The organism is Pseudonocardia sp. NPDC049154 (assembly GCF_040648315.1).
In the GTDB taxonomy this organism is placed as follows: domain Bacteria; phylum Actinomycetota; class Actinomycetes; order Mycobacteriales; family Pseudonocardiaceae; genus Pseudonocardia.
Genome location: NZ_JBEZDN010000112.1, coordinates 1 through 26645, shown reverse-complemented (window position 1 = coordinate 26645; position 26645 = coordinate 1). Strand labels below are relative to the sequence as shown.

Sequence of the window (26645 nt, the reverse complement as noted above, 5' to 3'; positions counted from 1 at the left end):
GGGCGCCCGGCGCGGCCGGCGGCGACCGCGTCGGCGTAGGCGAGCGTGGCGTGGATCGACCGGGACAGCCCGGCCGGATGGGTGGTCAGCTGCTCGCGCGCCCGCTCGCCCCCGTCGAGGACGGCGTGGACCAGCAGCCAGGCGCCGACCGGGGCGAGCAGCGGGGTCGCGCGGTCCTCCAGCACGACCCCGATCTCGGAGTCGAACTCGCGGGCGGCACGGGGCAGGTCGTGCTCGACGAGCGCACCCACGCCCCGGGCCAGCGCGGTCAGCGCCCGGTTCCCCGGGCTCGGTTCGGGGACCGCGGCGACGAGCGCCTCGGCCCCGACGGGGTCGCCGGCCGCGGCCAGGCACACCGCGGTCTGGATCCGGGCGATGTCGGCGAGCGCGGGCAGCCGCAGCCGGACCGCGGCGTCGAGGGCGCGCCGGGAGTGCACCTCGGCGGCGGCCGGCCCCTCGGTCATCAGCGCGGTGTCGGCCAGGATGATCTCGGCCGACGCCAGCTGGCCGAGCATCCCGGCATCCCGCGCGAGGGTGCAGGCGAGCTGGAGGGTGGGCGCCTCGTCGGCGTCGAGCGCCTCCATCATCCCCGCGCCGAACAGCGCGGCGACCCGCCAGGGCACCAGGCCGTGTTCGGCGGCGACCTGGGCGGCGCGGCGGAAGGCCGCGCTGGTGGCGGCCAGGTCGGTGCGCCAGCGGGTACGGGCGAGCACGCCGAGCGCCTCGCACAGGCTCTCGGGCGCCGCCGCGCGCTCCGCCCGTTCCACGGCCCGGGCCGCGAGCTCCGCGGCCTCGTCCACGCGACCCGCGCCGAAGGCGGCGTCGGCGCGCAGCACCGCCGAGCGCGGGTCGTCGGGCCGCCCGGCCCGCTCGACGAAGTCGTCCGCCACGGCCCACCGCCCGGCGACGACCGCGGTGCGCGCCAGGTCCAGGCACAGGTCGGCGTGCCGGTCCCCGGTGACGCCGGGCAGCCGGGCCGCGCCGAGGTCCAGCGCCTCGTGGGCGCGGCCGGTCAGGGTGAGGACCCGGATGCGCTCCCGCAGCACCTCGGTGTCGAGCGGCGGGCCGGGCCCGGCGCGCTCGGCCGCGTCGAGGTGGTCGGCGGCCGCACGCAGCGCCCCCCGGGCGGCTTCGGTCCGCGCCTCGCGCAGGTAGAGCCCGGCGGCGCGATCGGACCGTCCGGCCTCGGCGAACAGCGCCGCCGCGGCCGGGCCGGCACCCGCCGCGTCGAGCGTCTCCGCGGCCCGGGCGGCGAGGCGGGCCCGCTCGGGCGGGAGCAGCGCGGCGAGGACCGCCTCCCGGGTCAGGGCGTGCGGCCAGCCGAGCCCGCCGGCGTCGCGGACCAGCAGGCCCTCGGCGACCCCGCCGCGCAGCGCCGCGCCGACCTCGTCCTCGCCCAGACCGGCCACGGACCCCAGGACCTGCCAGTCCGGTGCCGGCCCGAGCACCGCGGCGGCCTCCACCGCCCGCCGGGCCGCCGGTGCCAGCGCGTCCAGCCGGCCCTCGACCAGCGCCGCGAAGGTCGGCGGGACCGCCCGCGCGGGTGCCGCCAGCATCTCCTCGACCACGAACGGCAGCCCCTCCGAGCGGGCGTGCAGGGCGGCCACCTCGTCGTCGGACGGGGGAGTGCCGTCCCGGCAGGCCGCGACCAGCGCCGCGACTCCCGCCGGGTCGAGCGGGCGCAGCTGCAGGACCCGCAGACCCGGGGCCGTGCTGAGCCGCGTGGCTGCGGGACCGGGGCGGCACGACACCGCGACGAGCAGCCCGGGGCCCGCAACGGTGAGGGACGCGACCGTCGCGAGGGTGTCCCGGTCCGCCCAGTGCATGTCCTCGAGCCGCAGGACGCAGCCACCCGGGGCGATCGCCCGGAGCAGCCGGCGCAGCCCCTCGCCGAGGACCACGGCCTGGTCGGGAGCGGCGGGACCGGTCTCGGGCCCGGCGCCGGAGCGGAGCCGCTCCAGCGCCGCGCGGTACGGCCGGACCGCGTCGCCGTCGCCCGCCGGGTCGTCGAGACGGGGGAGGACGGCCTCGGCGAGCGGCCGGAACACGCCCCCGCCGGGCACCGCGCGCCCGGTGAGGACGGTGAGCCCCGCGGTCGCCGCCGCGGCCGCGACCTCGTCGAGCAGGCGGGTCTTGCCGATCCCGGCCTCGCCGACGACGGCCACCGACCCGCCGCCGCCCGCCGCCGTCGTCGCGACGAGCCGACGGACCTCGGCCAGCTCGGCCGCCCGTCCGACCAGGACAGGGCTGCGGACGACGGTCTGCACCCGGTCAGTGAAGCGCGGTCGGGCGATGCCGGGAAGCCTTGATGGAGCGGCAGTGATCAGGGCCGTCGATCAGGGGCGTCGCTCTCTCAGGGACGCGCCTCCGGGCGGGCGGCCACGAACGGCATGACGATCTCGTCGACGATCCGGACCACGACCTCGTCGTCGATCGGGTCGCCGGTGATGAGGAAGCGGTGCCAGAGCACGCCCTGGCCCAGCTCGCGGGCGAACTCGACGGGGACGTCCGGGCGCAGCTCGCCCCGCTCGATCCCGCGTCGGATCAACCGGGCCATCTCGGCCTTCCGCCAGCCGATCACGCTCTCCCGGAAGGCCTCGCGCAGCTCGGCGTCCTGCTGCATCGCGCCGACGATCGCCGCCACGACCGGGGCGGACGCCGGGCTGGTGAGGGTGGCCGCCCAGCCGCGGAGGACGGCGAGCAGGTCGCCGCGGTAGGTGCCCGTGTCCGGCGTCGGGATGGAGCGGCCGGCCGCGTGCAGGAGCGTGTCGCGCAGCAGCGCCGAGCGGTCCGGCCAGCGCCGGTAGAGCACGGGTTTCGACGTGCCGGCGTGCGCGGCGACCGCCTCCATCGTCACCCCCGCGGGCCCGTGCGCGGTGACCAGCGCGAGGACGGCGCGGCGGATCGCCCGCTCCAGCTCCGCCCCCCGCCGCCGGCGGACCGTAGTGGTCACGACCCGACTCGCGAAGAAACGCTTGCGTATCTCACATGCCGCACTCTAGCGTCCTTCCCAAGGAACGGAAACGTATCTCCGGAGGTCGTCGATGGACGTGGCGCTCACGGTCCTGGGCCCCGTCGGAGCGACGGTCGACGGCCGGCCCGTCGCCCCGGCGACGGGCCCTGCTCGCCGCCCTCGTGGCGGCGGCCGGCGAGACGGTCGGGGCGGAGCGGCTGCTCGACGAGGTGTGGGCGGGTCGGCGCACGCCCGGCGTCGGCACCCTGCACTTCTCCGTCTCCACGTCGCGGTCGGCGCTCGAACCTCGTCGTGGGCGCGGCGAGCCGCCGCGGGTCCTGGTGCGGCGGGGGCCGGCTACGCGCTGGACCTCCCACCCGGCGCGGTCGACGCCGAGCGGTTCACGGTGCTCGCGGCCGAGGGCGCCACGGCGCTGACCGGGCGGCTGCCGGGACAGGCCCTGCCGGTGCTCGATGCGGCGCTCGCCCTCTGGCGAGGCCCGGCCTACGCGGACGTCGCGGCCCTCGGCGTACTCGCTCCCGAGATCGCCCGGCTCACCGAGCTGCGGCTCGCGGCGGAGGAGGACCGGCTCGCGGCCCTGCTGGAAGGCGGACGGGTGGGGGAGGCCGCGGCGGCCGCCGCGGCGCACGTCCGGCGGCACCCGCTGCGCGAGCGCGGTCGGGAGCTGCGCATCCGCGCGCTGCACCGGCAGGGCCGCCGCGCCGAGGCGCTCGCCGACCTGCGGGCCGTGCGGACCCTGCTGGCCGGCGAGCTCGGCCTCGAGCCCGGCCCCGCGCTGCGGGCCGCGGAGCGAGAGGTCCTGGCAGCGGCCTGACACACGCTCATGCGCCCGCCGCGGTCGGCTGCTGCTGCGGCGGAGGGCGCCAGGCCTGCACCCGCCGCAGGGGCCCGCCGGCGAGGGCGTCGGGGATCAGCCGCAGCGCGAGGTCGCGCAGGCCCGCACCCAGCGGAGAACCGGCCTGCGCCACCGCACCCACCCGCCGCGCCGCCTTCATCAGGCGCGCGGTGCGGGGCCGGCGCAGCGCGTCGTAGCGGGCCGGCGCGGCGTCGAGGGACCCGTCGGTCCACGCGTGCGGTGGGCCCACGAGGCGGACCAGGGTGGCGGCGTCCTCCAGCGCCTGGCCGCCGCCCTGCCCGAGGTCCGGGGTCATGGCGTGCGCGGCGTCGCCGAGCAGCACGCAGCGGCCACGGCGGAAGGTCGGCGGGGCCGCGGCGAGATCGATGATGTCGCCGCGGTGCACGGCCTCGGGCGGCGTCGCCGCGAGCACCGCCGGGATCGGCGCGTGCCAGCCCGCGAACGTCTCCCGCGCCGCGGCGTGCTCGTCGGGCGCGGTGCACCCGGGCGGACCGGACGCGACGCCGAACCAGTACACCCGGCCGTCGCGCAACGGGACGAGGCCGAACCGCAGCCGGCGCCCCCACGTCTCCCCGGCCGCCCCGAGCAGGTCCACCGGCCCGGACGTGACACCCCGCCAGGCCGAGTACCCGGCGTACCGCAGGCCGGGATCGCCCGGCCAGGACGCCCGTACCCCGCTGTGGATCCCGTCGGCGGCCACCACGAGATCGGCCTCCTCGCGGCCGCCGGAGTGGACGACGCCGCGGCCGTCGGGCGACACCGCCGTGACCTCCACCCCGAGCCGCACCTCGCCGGCCGCGGCGAGCAGCACCTCCTGCAGCTCCGCGCGGTGCAGCACGCCGAGCCCCGCGACGGCAGCGGCCGGGGTCCGGCACAGCCACCGCCCGTCGGGGGAGCGCTGGCCGGCCTGCAGCGCCGCGGCCGCCGGGCCGGTGCGCGCGCGGACCTCGCGACCGAGGCCCAGGGCGTCGAGCGCGGTGAAGGCGTTGGCCCACAGCGAGATCCCCGCGCCGACGGGCCGGAGCTCGCGCGAGCGCTCCAGCACCACGACGTCGACCCCCGCCCGGCGCAGGCCCGCCGCGGCGGCGAGCCCTCCGATACCGGCACCGATCACGACCGCCCTCATGCCGGCACCGCCACCGGACGGTCGGCCGCGAGGCCGAGCGTGCGGGCGACGCCCTCGGCGTACGGGGTCGGGGTGAACCCGAACCGCGCAGCGAAGGCGGAACCGTCGACCACGAACGGCATCTCGAACTGGTGGACCAGCTCGGCGCCCTCGCGGGCCAGCGGCCACACCAGGCCGAGCGCCCGGGCCGCCCGCGACCCCACGCGGACGAGCGGGGCCCGGCTCCCGGTGCGCCGCCGGATCTCGGCCACGAACTCGCGGCCGGTCGTCGGCGCCGGGTGGGGCACGTGCCAGACCCGCCCCAGGTCGTCGGTGGACGCCTCGCCGAGGGTGGCGAGCACCCGCGCGAAGTCCCCGACGAACGACGGCGTGAGCGGGCGGTCCAGCGCCCCGATCCACCGCGGCGGGCGGCCGGCGGCGGCCGCCCCGAACAGCGCCGGGCCGAGCACGGAGTCGACGCCCGGCCCGTACAGCTCACCGGCCCGGGCGACGACGGTCGGGCGGTCGCCGCGGGCGTGCGCCGCCAGGACCATTTCCGCGAGCCACGCGCGCAGGACGCCCTTGGCGGACACCGGCCGCACCGGCGTCGCCTCGGTCATGGGGGCGTCCACACGGCCGTACATCCACGTGTCGTCGGCGAAGACCAGGCGCGCACCGGCGGCGGCCGCGCCGGCCAGGGTGCCGCGCACCGCCGCCGGGAACGCCTCCCGCCAGCGGTCGAAGGGCGGGTTGACGGCGTTGTAGACGGCTGCGGCCCCCGCGCACACCTCCCGCATCCGGCCGGCGTCGGTCGCGTCGCCGGCCACGGCCTCGACACCGTCCTCAGTGCCACCGCCCCCGCGGCTCACCGCCCGGACGCGGTGCCCGCGCCGCACCAGCTCCCGGACGAGCGCGGCGCCCGTCCCTCCGGTCGCGCCCACCACGACGTGCAGGTCCGACTCCATCACCCCTCCTCGAAGATACGTACGCGTATCTTCAACCGGGTCGCTTCGAATCCGCTCAGCGCGCACGCCCGGTCAGCAGCCAGGCCGCCGAGCCGAGCGCGACGCCGTCGGGGCCCGCTCCGTCCGCCAGGACCGCGCGCAGGGCCGCGATCGCCCGTTCCCGGTCGACCGGGCCCAGGCCCTCGAGTCCCCCCGCCAGGATCTGCCGGACCAACCCGAACGCCTCCTCGACGTCCCGACCCAGCACCACCGGCGCCGCGCACGCCTCCACACCGACCTCGGCGAGCCCCGCCCCCACCAGGAGCGCCCGGGCCCGCTCCGGGTCGGCGAGGCCGAAGGCGCCCGGCCCGGGCGGCGGCTCCGCGGGCATGTGCCCCGTCAGCGCGCGCATCAGCTCGTACATCCAGGCGTTCTCGGCGACCGAGCGCCACACGACGAACGCCACCCGGCCACCCGGCCGCAGCGCGCGAGCCAGGTTCGCGAAGGCGGCGGGCGGATCGCCGAAGAACATCACGCCCGAGCGGCTGATCACCCGGTCGTAGCGGCCGGCGAAGTCGTGCACCTGGGCGTCGGCCTCGAGGAACGCGACGCCGCTCAGCCCGGCGCTGCGGTCCCGCGCGACCTGCAGCATCGGAGCCGAGATGTCGACGCCGGTCGCGGTGCCGCCGGGCGCCACCGCGGCGGCCGCCTTGCGGGTGACCGACCCGGTTCCACAGCCGACGTCGAGCACCTGCAGACCCGGGCCGAGCTCGGCGGCCTCGAGCAGCAGCGCGTCGTAACCGGCGGCGGACGCCTCGAACTGCGCGGCCCGGGCCGCCCAGAGCAGCCCGAGGTCCCCTCCCCACTGCGCACGCTGCTCGGCGTTCGGGCCGGACCTGCCGGCGGCCGCCGGCCCCGCTGCCATCACACGCCCTGGGGCGGCAGGTGCGGCGGCGACGTCCAGCGCGCGGCCGCGTCGAGCAGGCCGTCCGGGTCGACGTCGGCCCGCAGCGCGTCGAGCCGGGCGGCGGTCTCCGGACCGAACCCGGCCCGCACCCGCTCGTTCGCCTCCGGGTCGACGCCGCCGGCGATGTTCACCGTCGTGGCGCCCGCCGACCACGGCAGCATCCGCTCGACGATGGTGCCGAGGGCGCCGGGCACGTGGTCCGCGATCGGCGGCACCAGCATCCCGACGGAGTCCAGGAAGTACGGTGCGGTCCGCCCGGCCACCGCGTTGGGCACCGCGGGCGGGCGGGCGAAGGCCCCGCCCAGCAGCCGGATCTCGCTCAGCACGAACGGCAGCCCGGCGGCGGGCGAGGTGATCTCGGCGAACGCGTCGAGCGCCGCGTCCGGCAGCGCGTCGAGCAGGATCCCGCGGTCGACGAACGGCATCGGGTCGACCGGGTCGGCGTGGATGGCGCCGAACGCGGGGAGCGGGAGGGGGCCGACGCCGTCGAGCAGCGGAGCGGGCAGAGCGGCGCGCAAGGGCGCGAGGAGCCGCTCGCCCTCCGCGGCGTCGCCGACGAACGCGAACCGGACGTGCACCGTGGCCGTGCCGCGCAGCGGCTCCGGGAGCATCGGCAGATCCGGCAGGTTGAGCCGGGCGACCGAGGTGCCGGCCGTCTCCGGCAGCGCCTCGGCCCAGTCCCGCCAGGCACGGAGGACGCCCGGGACGTCGGCCGTGGTGGCGTCGACGAACACGCCGCCCGCGTAGAGCGCCGGCACCTCGACGAGATCGATGGTCATCGCGGTCACGATCCCGAACGCCGCGCCGCCGCCGCGCAGGGCCCAGAAGAGGTCGGGATCGCGGTCGGCGTCGACGGTGCGCAGCACGCCGTCGGGCGTCACGACGTCGATCGACCGCACGTGGTCGGCCGCCCAGCCGAAGGTCCGGCCGATCGGGCTCAGGCCGCCGCCGAGGGTGTAGCCGACGACGCCCGCCCCCGGCGAGGAGCCGCAGAGCCCGCCGAGCCCGTACGGAGCCCCCGCGTCGAGGACCTGCTGCCAGCGCACCCCGGCACCGAGCGTCGCGGTGCGGGTGGCGGGGTCGACGGTGAGGGTGTCGAGGTCCGCGGTCACCACCAGGACCGTGCCGGGCTCGGCCGCCGCGGCGCCGTGCCCGGTCGCCTGCACGGCCACCCGCCGACCGCTCTCCCGGGCGTACCCCACGGTCGCCACGACGTCCTGCGCGTCCGCGGCCCGGACCACGTAGTCCGGCCGGTGCCCGGTCGCGAGGTTGTAGCCGGCGGCGGCGTCGGCGTAGCCCGGGTCGCCGGGCGCCAGCACCGCGCCCGTGACCAGGGAGCCGAGCTCCGGGATGTCGGTGGTGAGGCTCATGCGCTGCTCCTGTGCGTGATCGAGATGTTCGTCTCCGAGCACGTGTGGATCAGCAGCGGCGTTAACGCCCGTCGTCAACTCTGGGGACGCGCTTCCGCACCGGTAGGTGCGGACCCGTGCGGGGCGCCCCGAGAACGACGACGGCCCCGGGCCGGAGCCCGGGGCCGCGCGTCGGGAGTACGTCAGTCCAGGTAGTCCCGCAGGACCTGCGACCGCGACGGGTGGCGCAGCTTGGACATCGTCTTCGACTCGATCTGACGGATCCGCTCGCGGGTCACGCCGTAGACCTGGCCGATCTCGTCGAGCGTGCGGGGCTGGCCGTCCGTGAGGCCGAACCGCAGCCGGACGACGCCCGCCTCGCGCTCGGACAGCGTGGCCAGCACCGACTGCAGCTGGTCCTGCAGCAGCGTGAAGCTCACCGCGTCGACCGCGACGACCGCCTCGGAGTCCTCGATGAAGTCCCCGAGCTGCGAGTCGCCCTCGTCGCCGATGGTCTGGTCCAGCGAGATGGGCTCCCGGGCGTACTGCTGGATCTCCAGCACCTTCTCCGGGGTGATGTCCATCTCCTTGGCCAGCTCCTCCGGGGTGGGCTCGCGGCCCAGGTCCTGGAGCAGCTCGCGCTGGATGCGGCCGAGCTTGTTGATGACCTCGACCATGTGCACCGGGATGCGGATGGTGCGGGCCTGGTCGGCCATCGCGCGGGTGATGGCCTGGCGGATCCACCACGTCGCGTAGGTCGAGAACTTGTAGCCCTTGGTGTAGTCGAACTTCTCGACCGCACGGATCAGGCCCAGGTTGCCCTCCTGGATCAGGTCCAGGAACGCCATCCCGCGGCCGGTGTAGCGCTTGGCCAACGAGACGACGAGACGCAGGTTCGCCTCGAGCAGGTGGTTCTTGGCCCGCTCGCCGTCGCGGACGATCCAGCGCAGGTCGCGGCGCAGCTGCGGCGAGAGCTTCTCCGAGGCCTCGATCGCCCGGCGCAGCCGCTCGGCGGCGTAGAGGCCGGCCTCGATCCGCTTGGCGAGCTCGACCTCCTCCTCCGCGTTGAGCAGCGCGACCTTGCCGATCTGCTTGAGGTAGGCGCGGACCGAGTCGGCCGAGGCGGTGAGCTCGGCGTCCTTGCGCGCCTGGCGCAGGGCCTCGGACTCCTCCTCGTCCCAGACGAACTCGGTCGACTTCTGCTGGGAGGAGCGGGTGGTCGGGGCGCGACGGTTGGCGCCGGTGTTGGCCGGCTCCTCCTCGTCGTCGTCCTCCTCGTCGGCGGAGTCCTCGGCCGCTTCGGCCGTGTCCTCCTCGACGTCCTCGATCTCGACGTCCTCGAGCTCGACGTCCTCGGCGAGGTCGGCGTCGTCGAGTTCGACGGCCTCCTCGTCGCCCTCGGCCGAGGTCGGCTTCTTGGCCGACGTCTTCGGACCGGTCTTCGCGCCCCCCCGTGGGCGCGCCGGCCGGGACTTCGTCGCGGTACCCGCCCCGCGGTCTCGACGGGCGGGTGCGGCCGCCGTCTCGTCCACGGTCGAGTCGGTTCGGGTTGCGGAGTCTGCGGCTGCCACCTAGGCCCTCTCGCTGCGTGCGCTTGCGGTCCGCCGGAGCTGCCGAGAACGCGGCGGGCGCTCCGGTCCGGCTGGCTTCGAGTGACTTCGCCTCGCCGGTCGCCGCCGTTTCTCGTGGGGTCGGCGCGCGTCCCGGGGGTGAAGTTCTCCGCCATTGTAACTACGCCTGCCCCGGGTGCTCGCCGGTCGCGCCCTCCGCACAGCACCCGCATCGGTTCAGAGAGGGCCCGGACGGGCCGGACGGACGTCCCGCTGCGCCGGACGGCACCCGGCGGGCCGGGCCGAACCCCTCGCCGACCTGCGGGCTGTGGTCGGATGGGTGACATGACCACGAGCAGTGCCCCGGCCGGCGCCGGAGTACCCGGCACGGACGCGACCACACTTCCGGACGCCGCGGAGCTCGCCGAGCTCCGGCGTGTCGCGGTGCAGGTGGCGGAGGAGGCGGCCGCCCACCTGCGCACCCTGCCCGCACCCCGGGAGACCGGCGCGGTCGGGACGAAGAGCACGCCCACGGACGTCGTCACGGAGTCGGACCAGGCCCTCGAACGCCTCGTCCGGGAGCGGCTCGCGGAGCTGCGGCCCGGCGAGCCGGTCTACGGCGAGGAGGCGGCGGGCGACGCGGGAGCCGCGCGCTGGGTCGTGGACCCCATCGACGGCACCGTGAACTACCTCTACGGGCTGCCGTGGTACGCGGTGTCGGTCGCGGCGGTGCGGGACGGGGTGTCGCTGGCGGGCGCGGTCGTCGAGCCGGCGTCGGGAGTGGTGTGGAGCGCGGCGGCCGGGGCGGGCGCCACCCGCGACGGCGTGCCGCTGCGGGTCACCACCGAGACCGACCTCTCCCAGTCGCTGGTCGCGTGCGGCTTCTCCTACGACGCGGGCCGCCGTGCGCGGCAGGCCGCGATGATGGCGGCGGTGCTCCCACGGGTCCGTGACCTGCGACGCACCGGGTCCGCCGCGCTCGACCTGTGCGGCCTCGCCGCCGGCCGGATCGACGCCTACGTGGAACACGGCATCAACTGGTGGGACTGGGCGGCCGCGGCGCTCGTCGCGCAGGAGGCCGGGGCCCTCGTGCGCGTGCGGCCCGCGCCCGGGCGCGCCCGTGCGGACGGCACCGAGCTGGGGGAGGACGTCACGATCGCGGCCACTCCCGGTGTCGCCGAGGCGTTCGAGGAGCTCCTGCGCGAGGCGGGCGCCGCGGACGTCTGACCCGTCCGCCGGCGTCAGCAGCGGGCGGCCTCGCGCGCCTCGGCCAGCACCTGCGGGTCGAGCTGCGGCGCGGCCACCTGCTGGCCCTCGCCCGTCTCGCCGGAACCGGGCGCGCCGAGCTGCTCCAGGGCGTCACGGACGGCCCGGTTGGGGTTGACGTCCGTGAACCCGGTCCCCACGGCGACGTCGACCGAGTCGTCGCCGCGCTCGTCGCGGACCAGCTCGAGGCAGGGGAGAACCAGCTGCAGCGTGGCGGCCGAGCCCTCGCCGGACTGCCCGAACCGCAGCTGGCCGTGGCACTCCAGGTCGCCCCCGGGGTAGAGCGGGTCGTTGTCCGGCTGCCGGGCCTCCCCGAAGCCCAGGTCGCCGAGCTGGGCGGCCACGAGGTTGGCCTGCCCGCGCTGGCCGCCGGCGTTGAGCACGGTCGTCCGGATGTTCGCCGGTGGCGCCGGGGCGGCCGAGGCCAGCGCGTCGGAGTCGAGCACGTCGCCGGCGGATCCGGAGGCGGACGTGTTGCACGCGGTCAGGCCGGACTCGGCGGCGGCGTTGAAGAACACGATCGTCCAGGTCACCAGCGCGGCCACGGCGAGCGCGCCCACGGTGATCGCGACCGGCCGGGACCGGCGCCGCCGGTAAGGACGCAGCCCCGCGCTCACGCGTCCACCCCACCCGAACACACCCCGCGGATCAGCACGGCGGAACCCTAACGCCCCCACCGGTCCCCGGCGGGCGGACGACACGGGTGGGCCCGGTGCCGGGGGCTTGACCGCTCGGCTACCCTCTGCGCGCCGACGGGGGAGCAACGACGTTTCGCAGGGCCCGGTCGCGGGCCGTGCCGGTGGGTCCGTGCCCTGGTCCCGGCGAGGGCTGAGCTGTTCCGCAAACGGGTGAGACCGGCGTCACTCCGATGCCGGGCACAAACGCCCGCGGCCGGGACGTTGTGCAGCGGCACGACAGAAGACGAAGAGTACTGAGGGTGGGAACGATGGCTACCGACTACGACGCACCGCGGCGCAACGAGGCCGACGACATGGCGGAGGACTCGCTCGACGAGCTCAAGGCCCGTCGGAACGAGGCGCAGTCGTCCGCGGTCGACGTCGACGAGTCGGACACGGCGGAGAGCTTCGAGCTCCCGGGGGCGGACCTCTCGGGCGAGGAGCTCACGGTCAAGGTCCTGCCGAAGCAGGCGGACGAGTTCACCTGTGGCAGCTGCTTCCTGGTGCACCACCGCAGCCGGCTGGCCGAGACCCGCGGCAACCTGTTCATCTGCCGCGACTGCGCGGCCTGACGGACCGCCGCCGGCCCGACCCGGCGTCGAGCGACGCGGACACCGACGAGGGCGTCCCGGATCCCCGGGACGCCCCTTTCGGCGTTCTCGGGGCCGGGCGTGCTCGGGCGTAGGCGCGTGGGGGCCTAGCTAGGCGCGGGCGGCGCTCAGCGCGGCCACCAGCTCCTCCGGACGACGGCTGCTGACGACCCAGTACGGCACCGGGCTCGCCGGGTCGCGCGTCTCGATCCGCACGACGGGCCCGATCCAGCTGCGGTGCAGCACGTGGGCGATCGGGTCCAGCTCGGGGCCCAGCGCCTGCTGCTTGTCCTTCTTGGACACGATCTGGGTGCGGCCGACGTGTTCCAGCGCGATCCGCTCGTCGCCGGCGATCAGCTCGGTGTCGGTCACCCGCACCCGCACGCTGCCCAGGCGCCACACCACCAGCAGCGCCAGCGGGATCAGCACGACGTAGCCGATCCACGAGCGCACGCCCGGATAGCCCATGTGGATCTCGGCGCCCAGCAGCACGGCGACGCCGCCGGCGAACAGGAACCACCAGAGCGGCGTACTCAACCGCTCGTCGAACCCAGGACGGCCGGACGTCGCAGGACCGGCGCAGGACGGGTGCTCGCTCACGACGACCCACTGTAACGTCGCCCGTTGTGCCCGGCCCGATCGATGCTCCCCCGCACGAGCCGATGGTCACGCCGCTCGTCGACGTGCTGCTGACCCGCCTCGACCCCGACATGCCGCTGCCCGCGTACGCCCGACCCGGCGACGCGGGGGCGGACCTCGCGACCACGTCCCACGTCGTCCTCGCCCCCGGTGAGCGCGCCGTCGTCGGCACGGGCGTCGCGATCGCCCTGCCCGTGGGCTACGCCGGCTTCGTGCACCCGCGCTCCGGGCTGGCCGCCCGCGCGGGGCTGTCGGTCGTCAACACGCCGGGCACGATCGACGCCGGATACCGCGGCGAGATCAAGGTGTGTCTGATCAATCACGACCCCCGCGAGGAGATCGTGCTCCGCAGGGGTGACCGGATCGCCCAGTTGGTCGTTCAGAAGGTGGAGTACGCGCGCTTCGTCGAGGTGCCCGAGCTCCCGGCCTCCGACCGGGGGCCGGGCGGCTACGGCTCGACTGGTGGGCACGACCGGCTGGCGGGAGGGGACGGACCGTGAGCGTCCGCTACGGCGAGGACCTCGAGGACCTGGAGGCCGACGACTCGGTGGATTCCGGGTACGACGGCGAGTACGACGAGGAGTACGACAGCGAGTACGACGGGCCGGACTTCGGCCCGTTCGACGTCGCCAAGCTCGACCCGGAGATGACCGACGCGCTCACGCGCATGGACTTCGGCGCCGTGCAGGTGCCGATCCCGCCGCAGGGCAGCGTGGTCGAACCGGAGGATGGTGCGCGGTTGTCCGCGGTGCACATCACGATGCCGGGCGGTGGGCGGCTGTCGCTGTCCGCGCTGGCCGCGCCGCGCTCGGGCGGGCTGTGGAAGGACCTCTGCGAGGAGATCGCGCAGTCGCTGCGCGAGGGTGGCGCCACCGTGCGCTCCTACACCGGCGAGTGGGGCCGGGAGCTGCGCGCGACCACGCAGGTCGCCTCGTCGGTGTTCGTGGGCATCGACGGCGAGCGGTGGATGGTCTACGGCGTCGCCGCGGGCCCCGAGGAGCAGGCCGAGCGGCTCGACGCCGAGATGCGGCGGATGCTGCGCGGCACGATCGTGGTGCGCGGCAAGTCGCCGTACCCGCCCCGGACCGTACTGCCGCTGACGCTTCCGTCGGCGGTCGACGAGGCCCCCGATCCCGACGCCGAGGCCCCGCAGCCCAAGGCCACGCTGACCCTGCGCACCCGGTCGGTCACCCCGGCCGAGGAGGCGGGGGAGTCGGCGGAGCCGGCTGCCGGGGCCCCGGCGGATCCGGCCGGGAACGGGCAGGCCGGCGCCCCGGGCGGTGGGGCGCCGGGCGGTGCTGCTCCGTTCGCGCCCGCGGCGTCCGCGGGGGCTGGTCGGAGTGGTGGTGGGCCTGTCGGTGGTCCTGCAGCCGGTGGGGCCGGTGCGGCGCAGTACGGCCCTGGTGGGCCGCGGCCGGGTGGTCCCCAGTTCGGCGGTCCTCAGGTCGGCGGTCCTGAGTTCGGTGGCCCGGCAGGCGGGCGGCCGGGGGGCGGGTTCGGTGGGCCCTCGGTCGGTGGTCCCGGCGTCGGTGGTCCCGGCGTCGGTGGTCCCGGCGTCGGTGGTCCCGGCGTCGGTGGACCGGGCTTCGGCGGGCCGGGCTTCGGTGGTCCGGGAGCGGACGGTCCTGCGACCGGCGGTCCTGGGCACGCGGGTCCTGCCGGCGGCCTCGCGGCCGGTGGCCCGGGCGTCGGTGGCCCTGTGCCCGGTGGCCCGGGCGTCGGTGGCCCTGTGCCCGGTGGCCCGGGCGTCGGTGGCCCTGCGTCCGGCGGCCCGGCGACGGGCGGTCCGGGGTTCGGCGCCCCGGCGGCCGGTGGTTCGTTCGGCGGCCCGGCCACGCAGAGCGGGTACACGCCTGGTCCGGGGGCCGGCGGCCCGGCAGGTCAGGCGCCGTTCGGCGGCCCGGCAGGTCAGGCGCCGTTCGGCGGCCCGGCCGGCCGGAGCGGGTACATGCCCGCTCCGGGCATCGGCAATCCGACGGGGGCTCCGTCCGCGGGCCCGGGCTCGTTCGGCGGCCCCGCCGACGTCCCGAGCGGCCCGTACGCCGCGGCCGGTCCTGGCCCGTCCGGCCCCGGCACGAGGATTGCCCCCGCCAGGTACCCGTCGGCCGAGGGCGCGGGCGTCGCGCCGACCGGTCCGGCCGACGCCGGGTACCCGGGGGCCGGCCAGGACCCGCGCTTCGGCGGTCCCGCCGCGCCCTCGACCGGCGCGCACGCGGGACCCGACGGGTTCCCGCAGGCCGGGCCCGGCGCCCAGGGCGGCGCGGCCGGCGCGGGCGAGACGCGCGCCCTGCCCGTCATCGGGCGGGGTGCGGGTGGTGAGGGGTCGTGGGGCGAGCAGCCAGTCGAGCCCGCTCCGCAGGCCGCCGGCCCGCACAGCGGAGGCTGGGCGACCGCGGAGTACCGCCCCGACTGGTCCGCCGAGGACCGTGCGGACCGCGAGCCGGGCTCCGCGGAGTTCGGCGGGAGCGGCTGGAGCGGCGGTCCGCGCCACTCCGGGTCGTCCGCCGACCAGGCGAGCGGTGGCTGGGCGGCCGGTGGCCGCCACGCCGACCCCGCTCCCTCCCGGTGGACCGAGCAGCAGTTGCCGGAGCCCGGGCGGGACCCGCGCTTCGCGGCTCCGGGCGACGCGCAGCGCCCCGGTTGGGCCACCGAGCAGACGGACGGCCCGCGGCACTCCGGCTGGGCGGCCGAGCAGCAGAACGACGCCTGGGCGGGCGGCTCGCCGCAGTCGGGCGCCGGCGGGGCTCCTGCTCCGAGCTGGGAGAGCGAGCAGCCGAGCGCCGGTGCGGCGTCCGCCCCGAGCCGGGGCAGCGAGCAGCAGATCTCCGGCTGGGTCGGTGGCTCGCAGCCGGCGGCGTCCGCGAGGGGGACGGAGCAGGGCGGTCGCTTCGGAGGACCGCAGCACTCCGGCCCGGCGGCGGGCGATCGGCGCGCCGAGATCCCGTCGTGGCAGGAGCGGCCCGCGGAGCAGCAGAGCGGTGGCTGGACCGGCGCGTCGGAGTGGGGGAGCGGGAACCGGTCCACGGACGGCGGGCAGCCGAGCGGTCGCCGTGCCGCCCCGGAGCAGGGCGACCGTGGATCCCGCGACGGCCTCTACGACGCGCCGTCGCACGGCGGTCACGCTGCCGGTGCCCGTCCGGACGGCTGGACGCCGACCGTGCACCAGCCCCCGGGCCCGGGCTACGAGACCGTCGACCGGGACTCGGGCCGGCTGCCCCAGTACGGCTACACCGCGTCCGGCTGGTCGTCGCAGGGCGGTGGCCGCGAGGTCACCGGGTTCGCCGGGGTGCGGACGGGGCCAGGCTCGCCGGCCGACGTCCCGACCAGCCTGTTCGACGCCCTCATGGCCGAGTCCGCCGACCGCGCCGCCGACCAGCGTCCCGCTGCCCGCAACGGCCACGGCCCGGTCGACGGACACGCCGGCCCCGGCCCGAACGGCCACGACGGTCGCAACGGCTGGGGCGGCCCGAACGGCCACGGCGGCTCGCCCGGCCGCGGCGGCCCGAACGGCGCCGGCGTGAACCCGGAGGGCCAGAGCGCCACGAACGGGTACGGCGCACCGGACGGCCACGGCCCGGACGGCTACCGCGGTCGGAACGGCCACGGCCCGACGGACGGCCACCGCGGTCAGAACGGCTACGGCGGCTACGGACACGACGCCCCGAACGGACACGGCGGCCCGGACGGCTACGGCTCCCAGGAGCCCGGCGCCGGCGAGCCCGAGCCGGGCGGGAACCGCCGCCACGGCGAGGGCCCGGGCTCCCGACCGGCGCTGTCGTTCCTCGACGCCCACCCGCTCAACGGCGCCGACCCGGACCGCGGCCGCCACCGCCGCCCCGAGTAGGCCCGGCACACCCGCGGCGCCCGGTCCGTACACCGCGAAGGAGCGCGGCACACCCCCGTCGACGGGTGGTGCCGCGCTCCTTCGGTTGTGCGGCCTCCGACGACCGCCTTCCCGCCGTCGCGCCGCACACTCGGTCGACAGGGTGTGCCCCGCTCCGCCGACGTGTGGGAGCCGACCGGAACGGGTGGGCGAGCCCCCACATCACGCCCGCGGAACGCCGAGCGGTATGCGACCAGCGTCACACTCACCCATCGTGACGGCGAGCAGGAAGCCTGGCCCACAAATCCGCCCACATCGCCGCAATCCGGGCATTCTGAGCAGCATCACCCGCCCGCGCGGCCGCGTGTCGTCGCGATGATCACGCCGCTCGGCGACGGAGGAGATCGGGACCGCCTCCGGGTGCGCGAAGTCGCCCGTTCCGGGCACACATCCCGTTTCTCCGGCGTTACCCTTGCACGGGCAGCGGCCGGATCAAGGGAGACGGCCCGCGCCCGAGCAGCCGAGGAGAGAGATGGGCAGCACGGACGGTGGGGCGTTCCGCCGCATGCTTCGCAAGCTCACCAGCGACGTCGACGTCCTGGACGCGGACGACCTGTCCGAGGACTCCGAACGTTCCGGCGCGCAGCGCGCGAGCGAGTGTGCGTGCGGACAGGAGGTGACCATGCTGGGTCGCCTCCGGAGTGTGGAGTTCTGCCCCGAGGACGACAGCAGCGCACAGCTCCAGGCGGAGCTGTACGACGGCACCGAGGGAGTGACGCTGGTCTGGATGGGTCGACGCCGGATCCCGGGCATCGAGCCGGGCCGGACGATGCGGGTGCGCGGCCGGATCTCGGTCCGGGACGGCCGGAAGGTTCTGTACAACCCGTACTACGAGATCTGCCAGGCGCAGTGACGCCGGGTCCCGACGGGGACCAGCCGACCACCCGGATCCCGCGGGTGGCCGGCGAGCCGGCGGACCACGACTCGGCCACGGGGCCGATCCCGCGCGTTCCGGCCGAGGAACCGGCCGGCGCGACGGCGGAGATCCACGAGACCCCGGAGACCGACGACACCGACGACCCGGGGCGCCGACCCACGCTCCTCGAGCAGATGGGCGGTGTCCCCGGCATCATCGCGTCGACGGTGCCGGTGGCGGTCTTCGTGATCGCGAACGTCCTGTTCGAGCTGAAGCCCGCCCTGATCGCCGCCGTGGTGGCCGGCGTGCTGGTGGCGCTGTTCCGCATCGCCCGCAGGCAGCCGCTCCAGCCCGCGACCTCCGGGTTGTTCGGTGTGGCCGTGTGCGCGTTCATCGCCTACCGCACCGGCGAGGCCCGCGGCTTCTACCTGCCCGGCCTGCTCTACAGCGCCGCGCTGGGGCTCGCCTTCCTGGTCTCGATCATCGTGCGATGGCCGCTCGCCGGGGTGATCTGGCACGCCGTCAACGGGCACGGCCAGGGTTGGCGCCGCAATCCGCGCATGCTCAAGGCGTACAGCTGGGCCAGCGCGCTGTGGGCGCTGGTGTTCGCCGCCCGCCTCGTGGTCCAGGGCTGGCTGTACAACGCCGACGAGGAGACCTGGCTCGGCATCGCCCGGCTGGCCATGGGCTACCCGCTGCTCGGCCTCGCGATCGTCGGGACGGTCGTGGCCGTCCGTCGCGCCGAGCGCACCCCCGCCGCCGGCTGAGCCGCCGGCCCTCCGACGCCATCGGCCCTCCGACGCCGTCGACCCCCGAGCGTCGGCCCCCGAGTCGTCGAGTCGGCGAACCGGGGTCGACGAGCGGAGGACGCCCGCCTCTCAGCGCCTCGCGGCGCCGACGACCGCCGCGCGGATCTCCTCCTCGACGGCGGTGGTCGCGACGAACAGCAGCTCGTCGCCCGGCTCCAGCGCGTCGTCCGCCTGCGGGACGATCACCCGGCCGCCCCGCAGGATCGTGACCAGCGCGGAGTCCGGGGGCAGCGCCAGGTCCCGCACCGGCCGCCCGGCCAGGGGGGTGTGCGTGGGCAGCGTGACCTCGACGAGGTTCGCCTGACCCTGCCGCAGGGTCAGCAGCCGGACCAGGTCCCCGACGGCCACGGCCTCCTCGACCAGCGCCGCGAGCAGCCGCGGGGTGGAGACCGAGACGTCGACGCCCCAGTTCTCGCCGAACAGCCACTCGTTCTGGGGGTCGTTGACCCGCGCGACCACCCGGCGCACCGCGAACTCCGTCTTGGCGAGCAGCGAGACGACCAGGTTGACCTTGTCGTCCCCGGTCGCGGCGATCACGACGTCGCAGCTCTCGATGCCGGCGTCCTCGAGCGTCTGGAGCTCGCAGGCGTCGGCGTGCACCCACTCCGCCTCCTCGACGGCGGCGGGGTCGATGTGGCTGAGGTCGCGCTCGATGAGCATGACCTGGTGCTGGTTCTCCACGAGCTCGCGCGCGATGGAGCGGCCGACGGCGCCGGCCCCGGCGATGGCGACCCTCATGATCTCACGCCCTCTCGGGTTCTCAGGAGTCGGCGGGCGGTGCGGCCGCCGCGGCCGTGACGTCGGAGACCGTGCCCGAGACCGCCGCCACGTAGACGACGTCGTCGGCCTGCACGGCCGTCTCGCGGGTGGGCAGCACGCCGGTGCCGAACCGGACGATGAACGCCACCCGGGAGTTGGTGGCCTCCTCCAGCTCGCGGATCGGGCGCCCGACCCAGTCCTCGTGCAGCGGCAGGGGCAGGATCGCGACGGTGCCGGCGGGCTCGCGCCACGCCGTCGCGACGCCGTCGGGCAGGACCATCCGCATGAACCGGTCCGTGGTCCACGGCACGGTCGCGACGGTCGGGATGCCGAGCCGCTCGTAGACGGCGGCGCGCTTGGCGTCGTAGATCCGCGCGACGACCCGCTCCACGCCGAAGGTCTCCCGGGCGACCCGGGCGGAGAGGATGTTGGAGTTGTCGCCGGAGGAGACCGCGGCGAACGCGTCCGCCTTCTCGATCCCGGCCTCGATGAGCACCTCGCGGTGGAACCCGAACCCGACGACCTGGCGGCCGCGGAAGTCCGTCCCGAGCCGACGGAAGGCCTGCACGTCCCGGTCGATGACGGAGACCTCGTGACCGAGGCGTTCCAGCCCGGCGGCGAGGGATGCGCCGACGCGGCCGCATCCCATGATCACGACGTACATCGGATGGGCCCTCCCGGGCTCGCTCGGTCTCACGTGTCGACGGGCCGGGCTCCTCCGATCGGGCCCGGGGCGCGTCGTCGGCGCACGCTATCGCGTCCGTCCGCCGCCGAGAGCATAGGCTTCCGACGTGTCCAAGCTCGGCGTCGCCGTCAAGCGCATCCTGGTCGGTCGCCCGCAACGCAGCGACCGCCTGCACAGCACGCTGCTGCCGAAGCGGATCGCGCTGCCGGTGTTCGCCTCCGATGCCATGTCCTCGGTCGCCTACGCGCCCGAGGAGATCTTCCTGACCCTGTCCGTCGCCGGGGTCACGTCGTACGCGCTGTCCCCGTGGATCGGCCTCGCGGTCGTGGTCGTGCTGCTCACGGTGGTCACCAGCTACCGGCAGAACGTGCACGCCTACCCGTCCGGCGGCGGCGACTACGAGGTGGCCACGGTCAACCTCGGCCGCAAGGCCGGGCTCACCGTGGCGAGCGCCCTGCTCGTCGACTACACGCTCACCGTCGCCGTGTCGATCTCGGCGGCCGCGGCGAACATCGGCGCGCTGATCCCGTTCGTGGCCGAGCACAAGGTGCTGTTCGCGGTGCTCGCCATCGCGCTGCTCACGGCGATCAACCTGCGCGGCATCCGGGAGGCCGGCGCGGCGTTCGCCGTGCCGGTCTACCTGTTCATGCTCGGCATCGGCACGATGATCGTCTGGGGTCTGACGCGGGTCCTGCTCCTGGGCCAGGACGTCGAGACGGCCAGCACGAACCTGCACCTCGTGGCCGAGGGCGACACCTTCACCGGGCTCGCGCTCGTGCTGCTGATCCTGCGCTCGTTCACCCAGGGCGCAGCGGCGCTGACCGGCGTCGAGGCGATCTCCAACGGGGTGCCGGCCTTCCGCAAGCCCAAGTCGCGCAACGCCGCGACCACGCTGCTGATCATGGGTCTGATCTCGGTCAGCATGTTCATGGGCCTGATCGCGCTGGGCCGGCTCACCGGCGTGCAGATCGCGGAGGACCCGGCCCGCCAGTTCCCCGACGCCCCGCCGGGCTACCAGCAGCAGACGATGGTCGCCCAGCTGGCCGACGCCGTGTTCTCCGGCTTCCGGCCCGGGTTCTTCTTCGTGGTGATCATGACGGCGCTGATCCTGGCGCTGGCCGCGAACACCGCGTTCAACGGCTTCCCGGTGCTGGGCTCGATCCTCTCCCAGGACCGCTACCTGCCCCGGCAACTGCACACCCGCGGCGACCGGCTGGCCTTCTCCAACGGCATCCTGATCCTCGCGGCCTTCGCGATCGTGCTGGTGGTCGGCTTCCAGGCGGAGGTCACCCGGCTGATCCCGCTGTACACGGTGGGCGTGTTCGTGTCGTTCACGCTGAGCCAGGCGGGCATGGTCCGGCACTGGAACCGCGAGCTCGCCTCGACGACGGACACGCGCGAGCGGGCTCGGATGCGCCGCTCGCAGACGATCAACGGCTTCGGCGCGATCATGACCGGACTCGTGCTGCTCACCGTCCTGATCACCAAGTTCACGCTCGGCGCGTGGATCACCATCGTGGCGATGGCCGGCTTCTTCGTGCTCATGGTCGCGATCCAGAAGCACTACGACCGGGTCTCCGCCGAGCTCGTGGCCGGCGAGTACGACGGGGTGCTGCCGAGCCGCAACCACGCCGTCGTCCTCGTGTCGACGCTGCACAAGCCCACGCTGCGGGCGCTCGCCTACGCCCGCGCGACGCGGCCGGACGTCCTCGAGGCGGTCACCGTCAACGTCGACGACGCCGACACCAAGAGGCTCGTCGCGGACTGGGGCAAGCGGAAGATCCCGGTCAAGCTGAAGGTCGTCGAGTCGCCGTACCGGGAGATCACCCGACCGGTCCTGGAGTACGTGAAGCGGTTGCGCTCGACCAACCCGCGCGACGTCGTCACTGTCTACATCCCCGAGTACGTCGTGGGCCACTGGTGGGAACAGCTGCTGCACAACCAGTCCGCGCTGCGGCTGAAGAGCCGGCTGCTGTTCCAGCCGGGTGTGATGGTCACGAGCGTGCCGTGGCAGCTGGACTCCTCCGCCGCCGCGCAACCGCTCTCGCCGCTCTTCGCGCCGGGCGCCTCGCGCCGCGGCTACCCCTCGATGGAGCAGCTGCCCGGCGAGTCGGCCCCGAGCGCTACCGCCTCCCGCGCCACCGCGGTCCGCAAGGACGCCGCGGCGGGCAAGGAGACCCCACCCCGGAAGGACACCGGTGATCCGGTCCGCTGAACGCACCCTCGACTGGACCGACCGGGTCCTCGACCTGGAGGTCGGGCCGGTCGCCCACGGTGGACACTGCGTGGCCCGGCACGAGGGCCGCGTGCTCTTCGTGCGGCACGCGCTGCCCGGCGAGCGGGTCCGGGCGGTGGTGACCGGGGACCAGGGCGGCTCGTTCTGCCTGGCCGACACGATCTCGGTGCTCGACGCGTCGCCGGACCGGGTCCCGGCCCCGTGCCCGTGGGCGCGTGCCGGCGGGTGCGGGGGCTGCGACTTCCAGCACGTCGCCCCGCCCGCGCAGCGCGCGCTCAAGACCGCCGTGCTGCGCGAGCAGCTCACCCGGCTCGGCGGGCTGACCGGCGGGCTCGCCGAGACCGTCGAGGTGGAGGAGCTCCCCGGCGGCGCCCTCGGCTGGCGGCAGCGGCTGCGCCTCGCGGTCGACGAGGAGGGCCGCGCCGGCCTGCGCGCCCACCACAGCCACGAGGTCGTCCCGATCTCGGACTGCCTGCTCGCCCCGGCCGGGCTGCTCGACGACCTGCTGGAGCGGCACTGGCGGCCCGGCGACGAGATCGAGGTGGCCGTCGACGCCCTGGGCGAGCGGCATCTCGGCGCGGGCGTGCCGCCGGCGGAGCGCAGCGCCTCCGTGCAGCACGCCGCCGGCCGGGACTGGGAGCTCTCGCCGGGCGCGTTCTGGCAGGTGCACCCGGAGCTGGCGGGCACGCTCGTCGAGATCGTGGGGGAGTGGGCGGGGGCGCCGGCAGGCGGCACGGCCTGGGACCTGTACGGCGGCGTCGGGCTGTTCGCGGCGGTGCTGGCCGGCCAGGTGGGGCCGGAGGGGTCGGTGACGGTCGTCGAGTCGGCGCGGCAGGCGGTGGCCGACGGCGAGCGTGCCCTGCGGGACCTGCCGCAGGTCTCGTTCCGGTCCGGCCGCGTCGAGCGGGTGATCACCGAGCTGCCCGACCCCGACGTCGTTGTCGCCGACCCGCCGCGCAAGGGGCTGGGCCGGGCGATGGTCGACGAGCTGTGCGCGCGGGCCCCGCAGCGGATCGTCTACGTGGCCTGCGACCCGGCCGCGCTGGGCCGCGACGTGAAGCTCTTCGCCGCGCAGGGCTACGCACTCGCCGCCCTGCGCTCCTTCGACGCCTTCCCGATGACGCACCACATGGAGTCGGTCGCGCTCTTCCACCCCGTGAGCGCCGAACGCCCCTAGCGGGGCAGTCGGCGCTCACGACCCGAGCCGACCAGCGGAAACGACGGCAGACAGGAGGACCATGGGCATCGCCGAGTACGTCGAGGGCTGGGAGCCCGGACCCGTCGAGGTGCGGGAGGTCCTGGACCGCGTCCCCTCGGACTCCTTCGCGGGGCTCCTGGACCAGACCTCGCCCATCGACGCCACGGGCCAGGGCTCGACCGCGCTCCCGCCGCTGTGGACCGCGTTCCACTTCCTCGAGCGGCCCGCCACCGCCGAGCTGGGCGAGGACGGGCATCCCCGCGAGGGGCACTTCCTGCCGCCGATCCCGAACCGGCGCCGGATGTTCGCCGGCGGGCGGCTCACCGTGCACTCGCCGCTGCGCGTCGGCGACGAGGTGACCCGGCGCAGTGCCCTGAGCTCGATCACGCCGAAGTCCGGGCGCTCCGGGGACATGCTGTTCGTGACCCTGACCCACGAGTACCTGCGGGCGGGCGAGGTGGCCCAGGTCGAGGAGCACGACGTCGTCTACCGGGAGCAGGAGCCCGGGGCGGCGCGCGCCGCGGCCCCGGCGGCCCCGAAGCCGCGCGAGCCCGAGCCGCCGGCGCCGGGGGAGTGGCAGGCCGTGCTGCGCCCCGACGAGGTGCTGCTGTTCCGGATGAGCGCGCTGACCTACAACGCCCACCGCATCCACCACGACCTGCCGTACACCCGGGACGTCGAGGGCTTCCCCGGTCTCGTGGTGCACGGGCCGCTGCTCGCGCTGATGCTGCTCGAGCTGCCCCGCCGGTTCGCCCCGGACCGCCAGGTCGCGGAGTTCTCCTACCGGCTGCGCCGCCCCGCATTCGCCGGCGCGCCGGTGGTGGCGACGGGCAAGCCGGACGGCTCCGACCTCGTGTGCGGGGTCCCCGGTGCCGACCCGAGCATCACCGGCCAGGTCAGCTTCGCCTGAACCGGCCCCGCCCGAACCGACCCCGCCCGCACCCGTCGGGGGGCGGCCCGGGGAGGATGGGGGCCGTGACAGGTTCGGTTCCCGCAGCGGCCTCCGCGGCCCCCACCGGGGCGGCGGCTCCGCAGTCCCAGACCACCGCCCAGCCGTCGATCGAGCAGCGCATCGCCGACGAGCTGGGCGTGCGCCGGCACCAGGTCGCCTCGGCCGTCGACCTCCTCGACGAGGGGTCGACCGTGCCGTTCGTGGCCCGCTACCGGAAGGAGGCGACGGGCGGGCTCGACGACGCCCAGCTCCGCACCCTCGAGGAGCGGCTGCGCTACCTGCGCGAGCTGGAGGAACGGCGGACCGCCGTGCTCGAGGAGATCCGCAAGCAGGGCAAGCTCACCCCCGAGCTGGAGCAGCAGGTCCTCGCCGCCGAGTCGAAGGCCCGGCTCGAGGACGTCTACCTGCCGTACAAGCCCAAGCGCCGCACCAAGGCCATGATCGCCCGCGAGAACGGCCTCGAGCCGCTCGCCGACGCCCTGCTGGCCGACCCCTCGCTGACCCCCGAGGACGAGGCGGCGAAGTACCTCGGCGAGAACGTCGCCGACGCCGCCGCCGCGCTCGAGGGCGCCCGCGCGATCCTCGTCGAGCGCTTCTCCGAGGAGCCCGACCTGATCGGCGGTCTGCGCGAGCGGATGTGGAGCCGCGGCCTGCTGGTGTCGAAGGTCCGCCCGGGCAAGGAGGCCGAGGGGGTCAAGTTCTCGGACTACTTCGACTTCTCCGAGGCCTTCACCTCGCTGCCGAGCCACCGCATCCTCGCCGTGTTCCGCGGGGAGAAGGAGGACGTGCTCGACGTCTCCCTGGAGCCCGACGCCGAGCCCGCCGAGCCGGGCGTCCGCACCGACTGGGAGACCCTGATCGCCGCGCACGTCGGCATCTCCGACCAGGGCCGGCCCGCGGACCGGTGGCTCAACGACGTCGTCCGCTGGACCTGGCGCACGCGCATCCTGCTGCACCTGGGCATCGACATCCGGGTGCGGCTGCGCACCGCCGCGGAGGAGGGCGCGATCGGCGTGTTCGCCTCCAACCTGCGCGACCTGCTGCTCGCCGCGCCCGCCGGGACCCGGGCGACGATGGGCCTCGACCCGGGGCTGCGCACCGGCGTGAAGGTCGCCGTGGTCGACGGGACCGGCAAGGTCGTGGCCACCGACACGATCTACCCCCACGAGCCGCGCAAGGACTGGAACGGCGCGCTGGTCACGCTCACCAGGCTGGCCACCGAGCACGCCGTGGACCTGATCGCGATCGGCAACGGCACCGCCTCCCGCGAGACGGACAAGCTCGCCGGCGAGCTCGTGGCGATGAACCCCGGGCTGAAGATGACCAAGGTGATGGTCAGCGAGGCCGGCGCCTCGGTGTACTCGGCCTCGGCGTACGCGTCGGCCGAGCTCCCGGACCTCGACGTCTCGCTGCGGGGCGCGGTCTCCATCGCGCGCCGGCTGCAGGACCCGCTCGCCGAGCTGGTGAAGATCGACCCCAAGTCGATCGGCGTCGGCCAGTACCAGCACGACGTGCCCGAGGGCTCGCTGTCCCGCTCGCTCGACGCGGTCGTCGAGGACTGTGTGAACGCCGTCGGCGTCGACCTCAACAGCGCCTCCGCCCCGCTGCTGCGCCGGGTGTCGGGCATCAGCGAGTCCCTGGCCGCGGCGATCGTGTCCCACCGGGACGCCAACGGGCCCTTCCGCACCCGGACCGCGCTCGTCGACGTCCCGCGGCTGGGCCCGAAGGCCTTCGAGCAGTGCGCCGGCTTCCTCCGCATCCGCGGGGGCGACGAGCCGCTCGACGTCTCGGGTGTGCACCCCGAGGCCTACCCGGTCGTCCGGAAGATGGTCGACGCGGCGAAGGTCGGTATCGACGAGCTGATCGGCAACACCACGAAGCTGAAGAACCTGCAGCCGCAGCGGTTCGTCGACGACCGGTTCGGGCTCCCGACCGTCTCCGACATCCTCGTCGAGCTGGAGAAGCCGGGCCGCGACCCGCGCCCGGCCTTCCGCACCGCGACCTTCGCCGAGGGCGTCCACAAGATCGCGGACCTGCGGCCGGGCATGGTGCTGGAGGGCGTGGTCACGAACGTGGCCGCGTTCGGCGCGTTCGTCGACGTGGGCGTGCACCAGGACGGCCTCGTGCACGTCTCGGCGATGTCCAGCCAGTTCGTGTCGGACCCGCGCGAGGTCGTGAAGTCCGGCGACGTCGTCACGGTCAAGGTGCTCGACGTCGACGAGGACCGGAAGCGGATCTCGCTCACCCTGCGTCTCGACGACGAGCCGGGCAAGGGCGGCGCCGGCGGCCGGCAGCGCGCCGGCGGGGACCGCCCGCGCGGCGACCGCGACCGGCAGGGCGGCGGCAAGGG

23 protein-coding genes are annotated in these 26645 nt (G+C 75.7%); 12 read left to right on the top strand and 11 right to left on the bottom strand.

The window, feature by feature from the left end; genetic code table 11:
• Together AB0B41_RS34095 and AB0B41_RS34090 are read right to left on the bottom strand one after the other, a co-directional pair.
• A partial coding sequence (locus AB0B41_RS34095) for an ATP-binding protein (RefSeq protein ID WP_358210729.1) occupies positions 1 to 2267 on the bottom strand: 2267 nt, incomplete at its 3' end.
• Positions 2268 to 2353: 86 nt separating this feature from the next.
• Positions 2354 to 2953, bottom strand: coding sequence for a TetR/AcrR family transcriptional regulator (locus tag AB0B41_RS34090; protein ID WP_358210727.1), 600 nt, complete (start codon positions 2951 to 2953; stop codon positions 2354 to 2356).
• 35 nt (positions 2954 to 2988) lie between these two features.
• Here AB0B41_RS34090 and AB0B41_RS34085 point away from each other — a divergent pair, with 35 nt between their 5' ends.
• Both AB0B41_RS34085 and AB0B41_RS34080 read left to right on the top strand, forming a co-directional pair.
• Positions 2989 to 3390: a winged helix-turn-helix domain-containing protein gene (locus AB0B41_RS34085; protein WP_358210725.1), complete on the top strand. Its 402-nt coding sequence runs from the start codon at positions 2989 to 2991 to the stop codon at positions 3388 to 3390.
• Positions 3318 to 3788 carry an AfsR/SARP family transcriptional regulator gene (locus tag AB0B41_RS34080; RefSeq protein ID WP_358210737.1) on the top strand — a complete coding sequence of 157 codons (471 nt, stop codon included), beginning with the start codon at positions 3318 to 3320 and terminating at the stop codon, positions 3786 to 3788. The genes AB0B41_RS34085 and AB0B41_RS34080 overlap by 73 nt, the downstream gene beginning before the upstream one ends.
• A gap of 7 nt (positions 3789 to 3795) precedes the next feature.
• On the opposite strand, the gene AB0B41_RS34075 is transcribed toward AB0B41_RS34080, so the two are convergent.
• The 5 genes from AB0B41_RS34075 to AB0B41_RS34055 form a co-directional block, all read right to left on the bottom strand.
• Positions 3796 to 4956: an FAD-dependent monooxygenase gene (locus tag AB0B41_RS34075; RefSeq protein ID WP_358210723.1), complete on the bottom strand. Its 1161-nt coding sequence runs from the start codon at positions 4954 to 4956 to the stop codon at positions 3796 to 3798.
• Positions 4953 to 5900, bottom strand: coding sequence for an NAD-dependent epimerase/dehydratase family protein (locus tag AB0B41_RS34070; protein ID WP_358210721.1), 948 nt, complete (start codon positions 5898 to 5900; stop codon positions 4953 to 4955). Before AB0B41_RS34070 ends, AB0B41_RS34075 begins: the two co-directional genes overlap by 4 nt.
• 55 nt (positions 5901 to 5955) lie before the next feature.
• Positions 5956 to 6804 (bottom strand): methyltransferase domain-containing protein, encoded by an 849-nt coding sequence (locus AB0B41_RS34065; protein ID WP_358210719.1) that lies wholly within the window; start codon positions 6802 to 6804, stop codon positions 5956 to 5958.
• Positions 6804 to 8216 (bottom strand): FAD-binding oxidoreductase, encoded by a 1413-nt coding sequence (locus AB0B41_RS34060; RefSeq protein ID WP_358210717.1) that lies wholly within the window; start codon positions 8214 to 8216, stop codon positions 6804 to 6806. Before AB0B41_RS34060 ends, AB0B41_RS34065 begins: the two co-directional genes overlap by 1 nt.
• Positions 8217 to 8398: 182 nt before the next feature.
• The gene (locus tag AB0B41_RS34055) at positions 8399 to 9766 is read right to left on the bottom strand and encodes an RNA polymerase sigma factor (RefSeq protein WP_358210715.1); all 1368 of its coding nucleotides are present in this window, start codon (positions 9764 to 9766) and stop codon (positions 8399 to 8401) included.
• Positions 9767 to 10090: 324 nt separating this feature from the next.
• Here AB0B41_RS34055 and AB0B41_RS34050 point away from each other — a divergent pair, with 324 nt between their 5' ends.
• Positions 10091 to 10972, top strand: coding sequence for an inositol monophosphatase family protein (locus AB0B41_RS34050; RefSeq protein ID WP_358210713.1), 882 nt, complete (start codon positions 10091 to 10093; stop codon positions 10970 to 10972).
• Between the two features lie 14 nt (positions 10973 to 10986).
• On the opposite strand, the gene cei is transcribed toward AB0B41_RS34050, so the two are convergent.
• Positions 10987 to 11628: an envelope integrity protein Cei gene (cei, locus tag AB0B41_RS34045; protein WP_358210711.1), complete on the bottom strand. Its 642-nt coding sequence runs from the start codon at positions 11626 to 11628 to the stop codon at positions 10987 to 10989.
• 329 nt (positions 11629 to 11957) lie between these two features.
• Here cei and AB0B41_RS34040 point away from each other — a divergent pair, with 329 nt between their 5' ends.
• A complete protein-coding gene (locus tag AB0B41_RS34040; RefSeq protein ID WP_037051919.1) occupies positions 11958 to 12260 on the top strand; it encodes a DUF4193 domain-containing protein in 303 nt (100 codons plus the stop codon).
• A gap of 129 nt (positions 12261 to 12389) precedes the next feature.
• Here the strand turns inward: AB0B41_RS34040 and AB0B41_RS34035 are convergent, their stop codons facing one another.
• Complete coding sequence (locus tag AB0B41_RS34035; protein WP_358210709.1) at positions 12390 to 12878, bottom strand: DUF3093 domain-containing protein; 489 nt, start codon at positions 12876 to 12878, stop codon at positions 12390 to 12392.
• Positions 12879 to 12940: 62 nt separating this feature from the next.
• Between AB0B41_RS34035 and dut the strand changes: the two genes are divergently transcribed.
• From dut to AB0B41_RS34015, 4 genes are all read left to right on the top strand, one after another.
• A complete protein-coding gene (dut, locus tag AB0B41_RS34030; protein WP_358210735.1) occupies positions 12941 to 13417 on the top strand; it encodes a dUTP diphosphatase in 477 nt (158 codons plus the stop codon).
• A complete protein-coding gene (locus AB0B41_RS34025; RefSeq protein WP_358210707.1) occupies positions 13414 to 16761 on the top strand; it encodes a DUF3710 domain-containing protein in 3348 nt (1115 codons plus the stop codon). Before dut ends, AB0B41_RS34025 begins: the two co-directional genes overlap by 4 nt.
• A gap of 511 nt (positions 16762 to 17272) precedes the next feature.
• Positions 17273 to 17653, top strand: a complete 381-nt coding sequence (locus AB0B41_RS34020; protein ID WP_037051928.1) for an OB-fold nucleic acid binding domain-containing protein — start codon at positions 17273 to 17275, stop codon at positions 17651 to 17653.
• Positions 17650 to 18423 (top strand): DUF3159 domain-containing protein, encoded by a 774-nt coding sequence (locus tag AB0B41_RS34015; RefSeq protein ID WP_358210705.1) that lies wholly within the window; start codon positions 17650 to 17652, stop codon positions 18421 to 18423. The genes AB0B41_RS34020 and AB0B41_RS34015 overlap by 4 nt, the downstream gene beginning before the upstream one ends.
• A gap of 111 nt (positions 18424 to 18534) precedes the next feature.
• On the opposite strand, the gene AB0B41_RS34010 is transcribed toward AB0B41_RS34015, so the two are convergent.
• Both AB0B41_RS34010 and AB0B41_RS34005 read right to left on the bottom strand, forming a co-directional pair.
• Positions 18535 to 19203, bottom strand: a complete 669-nt coding sequence (locus tag AB0B41_RS34010; RefSeq protein WP_358210703.1) for a TrkA family potassium uptake protein — start codon at positions 19201 to 19203, stop codon at positions 18535 to 18537.
• Positions 19204 to 19225: 22 nt separating this feature from the next.
• Positions 19226 to 19888, bottom strand: coding sequence for a TrkA family potassium uptake protein (locus AB0B41_RS34005; RefSeq protein ID WP_358210701.1), 663 nt, complete (start codon positions 19886 to 19888; stop codon positions 19226 to 19228).
• Positions 19889 to 20015: 127 nt separating this feature from the next.
• On the opposite strand from AB0B41_RS34005, the gene AB0B41_RS34000 reads away from it, so the two are divergent.
• The 4 genes from AB0B41_RS34000 to AB0B41_RS33985 form a co-directional block, all read left to right on the top strand.
• Positions 20016 to 22124, top strand: coding sequence for an APC family permease (locus AB0B41_RS34000; protein WP_358210699.1), 2109 nt, complete (start codon positions 20016 to 20018; stop codon positions 22122 to 22124).
• Positions 22111 to 23322 carry a TRAM domain-containing protein gene (locus tag AB0B41_RS33995; RefSeq protein ID WP_358210733.1) on the top strand — a complete coding sequence of 404 codons (1212 nt, stop codon included), beginning with the start codon at positions 22111 to 22113 and terminating at the stop codon, positions 23320 to 23322. The genes AB0B41_RS34000 and AB0B41_RS33995 overlap by 14 nt, the downstream gene beginning before the upstream one ends.
• Before the next feature lie 61 nt (positions 23323 to 23383).
• Positions 23384 to 24253, top strand: a complete 870-nt coding sequence (locus AB0B41_RS33990) for a MaoC family dehydratase N-terminal domain-containing protein (RefSeq protein ID WP_358210697.1) — start codon at positions 23384 to 23386, stop codon at positions 24251 to 24253.
• A 149-nt stretch (positions 24254 to 24402) separates the two neighbouring features.
• Positions 24403 to 26645 (top strand): Tex family protein (locus AB0B41_RS33985; protein WP_358210731.1); only part of this gene is annotated, 2243 nt, incomplete at its 3' end.

Bases quoted from the DNA above. Each gene is read 5' to 3' on its own strand.
- AB0B41_RS34085 (WP_358210725.1), top strand. From the start codon at position 2,989: ATGCCGCACTCTAGCGTCCTTCCCAAGGAACGGAAACGTATCTCCGGA.
- AB0B41_RS34075 (WP_358210723.1), bottom strand. From the start codon at position 4,956: ATGAGGGCGGTCGTGATCGGTGCCGGTATCGGAGGGCTCGCCGCCGCG.
- AB0B41_RS34070 (WP_358210721.1), bottom strand. From the start codon at position 5,900: ATGGAGTCGGACCTGCACGTCGTGGTGGGCGCGACCGGAGGGACGGGC.
- AB0B41_RS34065 (WP_358210719.1), bottom strand. From the start codon at position 6,804: ATGGCAGCGGGGCCGGCGGCCGCCGGCAGGTCCGGCCCGAACGCCGAG.
- AB0B41_RS34060 (WP_358210717.1), bottom strand. From the start codon at position 8,216: ATGAGCCTCACCACCGACATCCCGGAGCTCGGCTCCCTGGTCACGGGC.
- AB0B41_RS34050 (WP_358210713.1), top strand. From the start codon at position 10,091: ATGACCACGAGCAGTGCCCCGGCCGGCGCCGGAGTACCCGGCACGGAC.
- AB0B41_RS34040 (WP_037051919.1), top strand. From the start codon at position 11,958: ATGGCTACCGACTACGACGCACCGCGGCGCAACGAGGCCGACGACATG.
- dut (WP_358210735.1), top strand. From the start codon at position 12,941: ATGGTCACGCCGCTCGTCGACGTGCTGCTGACCCGCCTCGACCCCGAC.
- AB0B41_RS34020 (WP_037051928.1), top strand. From the start codon at position 17,273: ATGGGCAGCACGGACGGTGGGGCGTTCCGCCGCATGCTTCGCAAGCTC.
- AB0B41_RS34010 (WP_358210703.1), bottom strand. From the start codon at position 19,203: ATGAGGGTCGCCATCGCCGGGGCCGGCGCCGTCGGCCGCTCCATCGCG.
- AB0B41_RS34005 (WP_358210701.1), bottom strand. From the start codon at position 19,888: ATGTACGTCGTGATCATGGGATGCGGCCGCGTCGGCGCATCCCTCGCC.
- AB0B41_RS33990 (WP_358210697.1), top strand. From the start codon at position 23,384: ATGGGCATCGCCGAGTACGTCGAGGGCTGGGAGCCCGGACCCGTCGAG.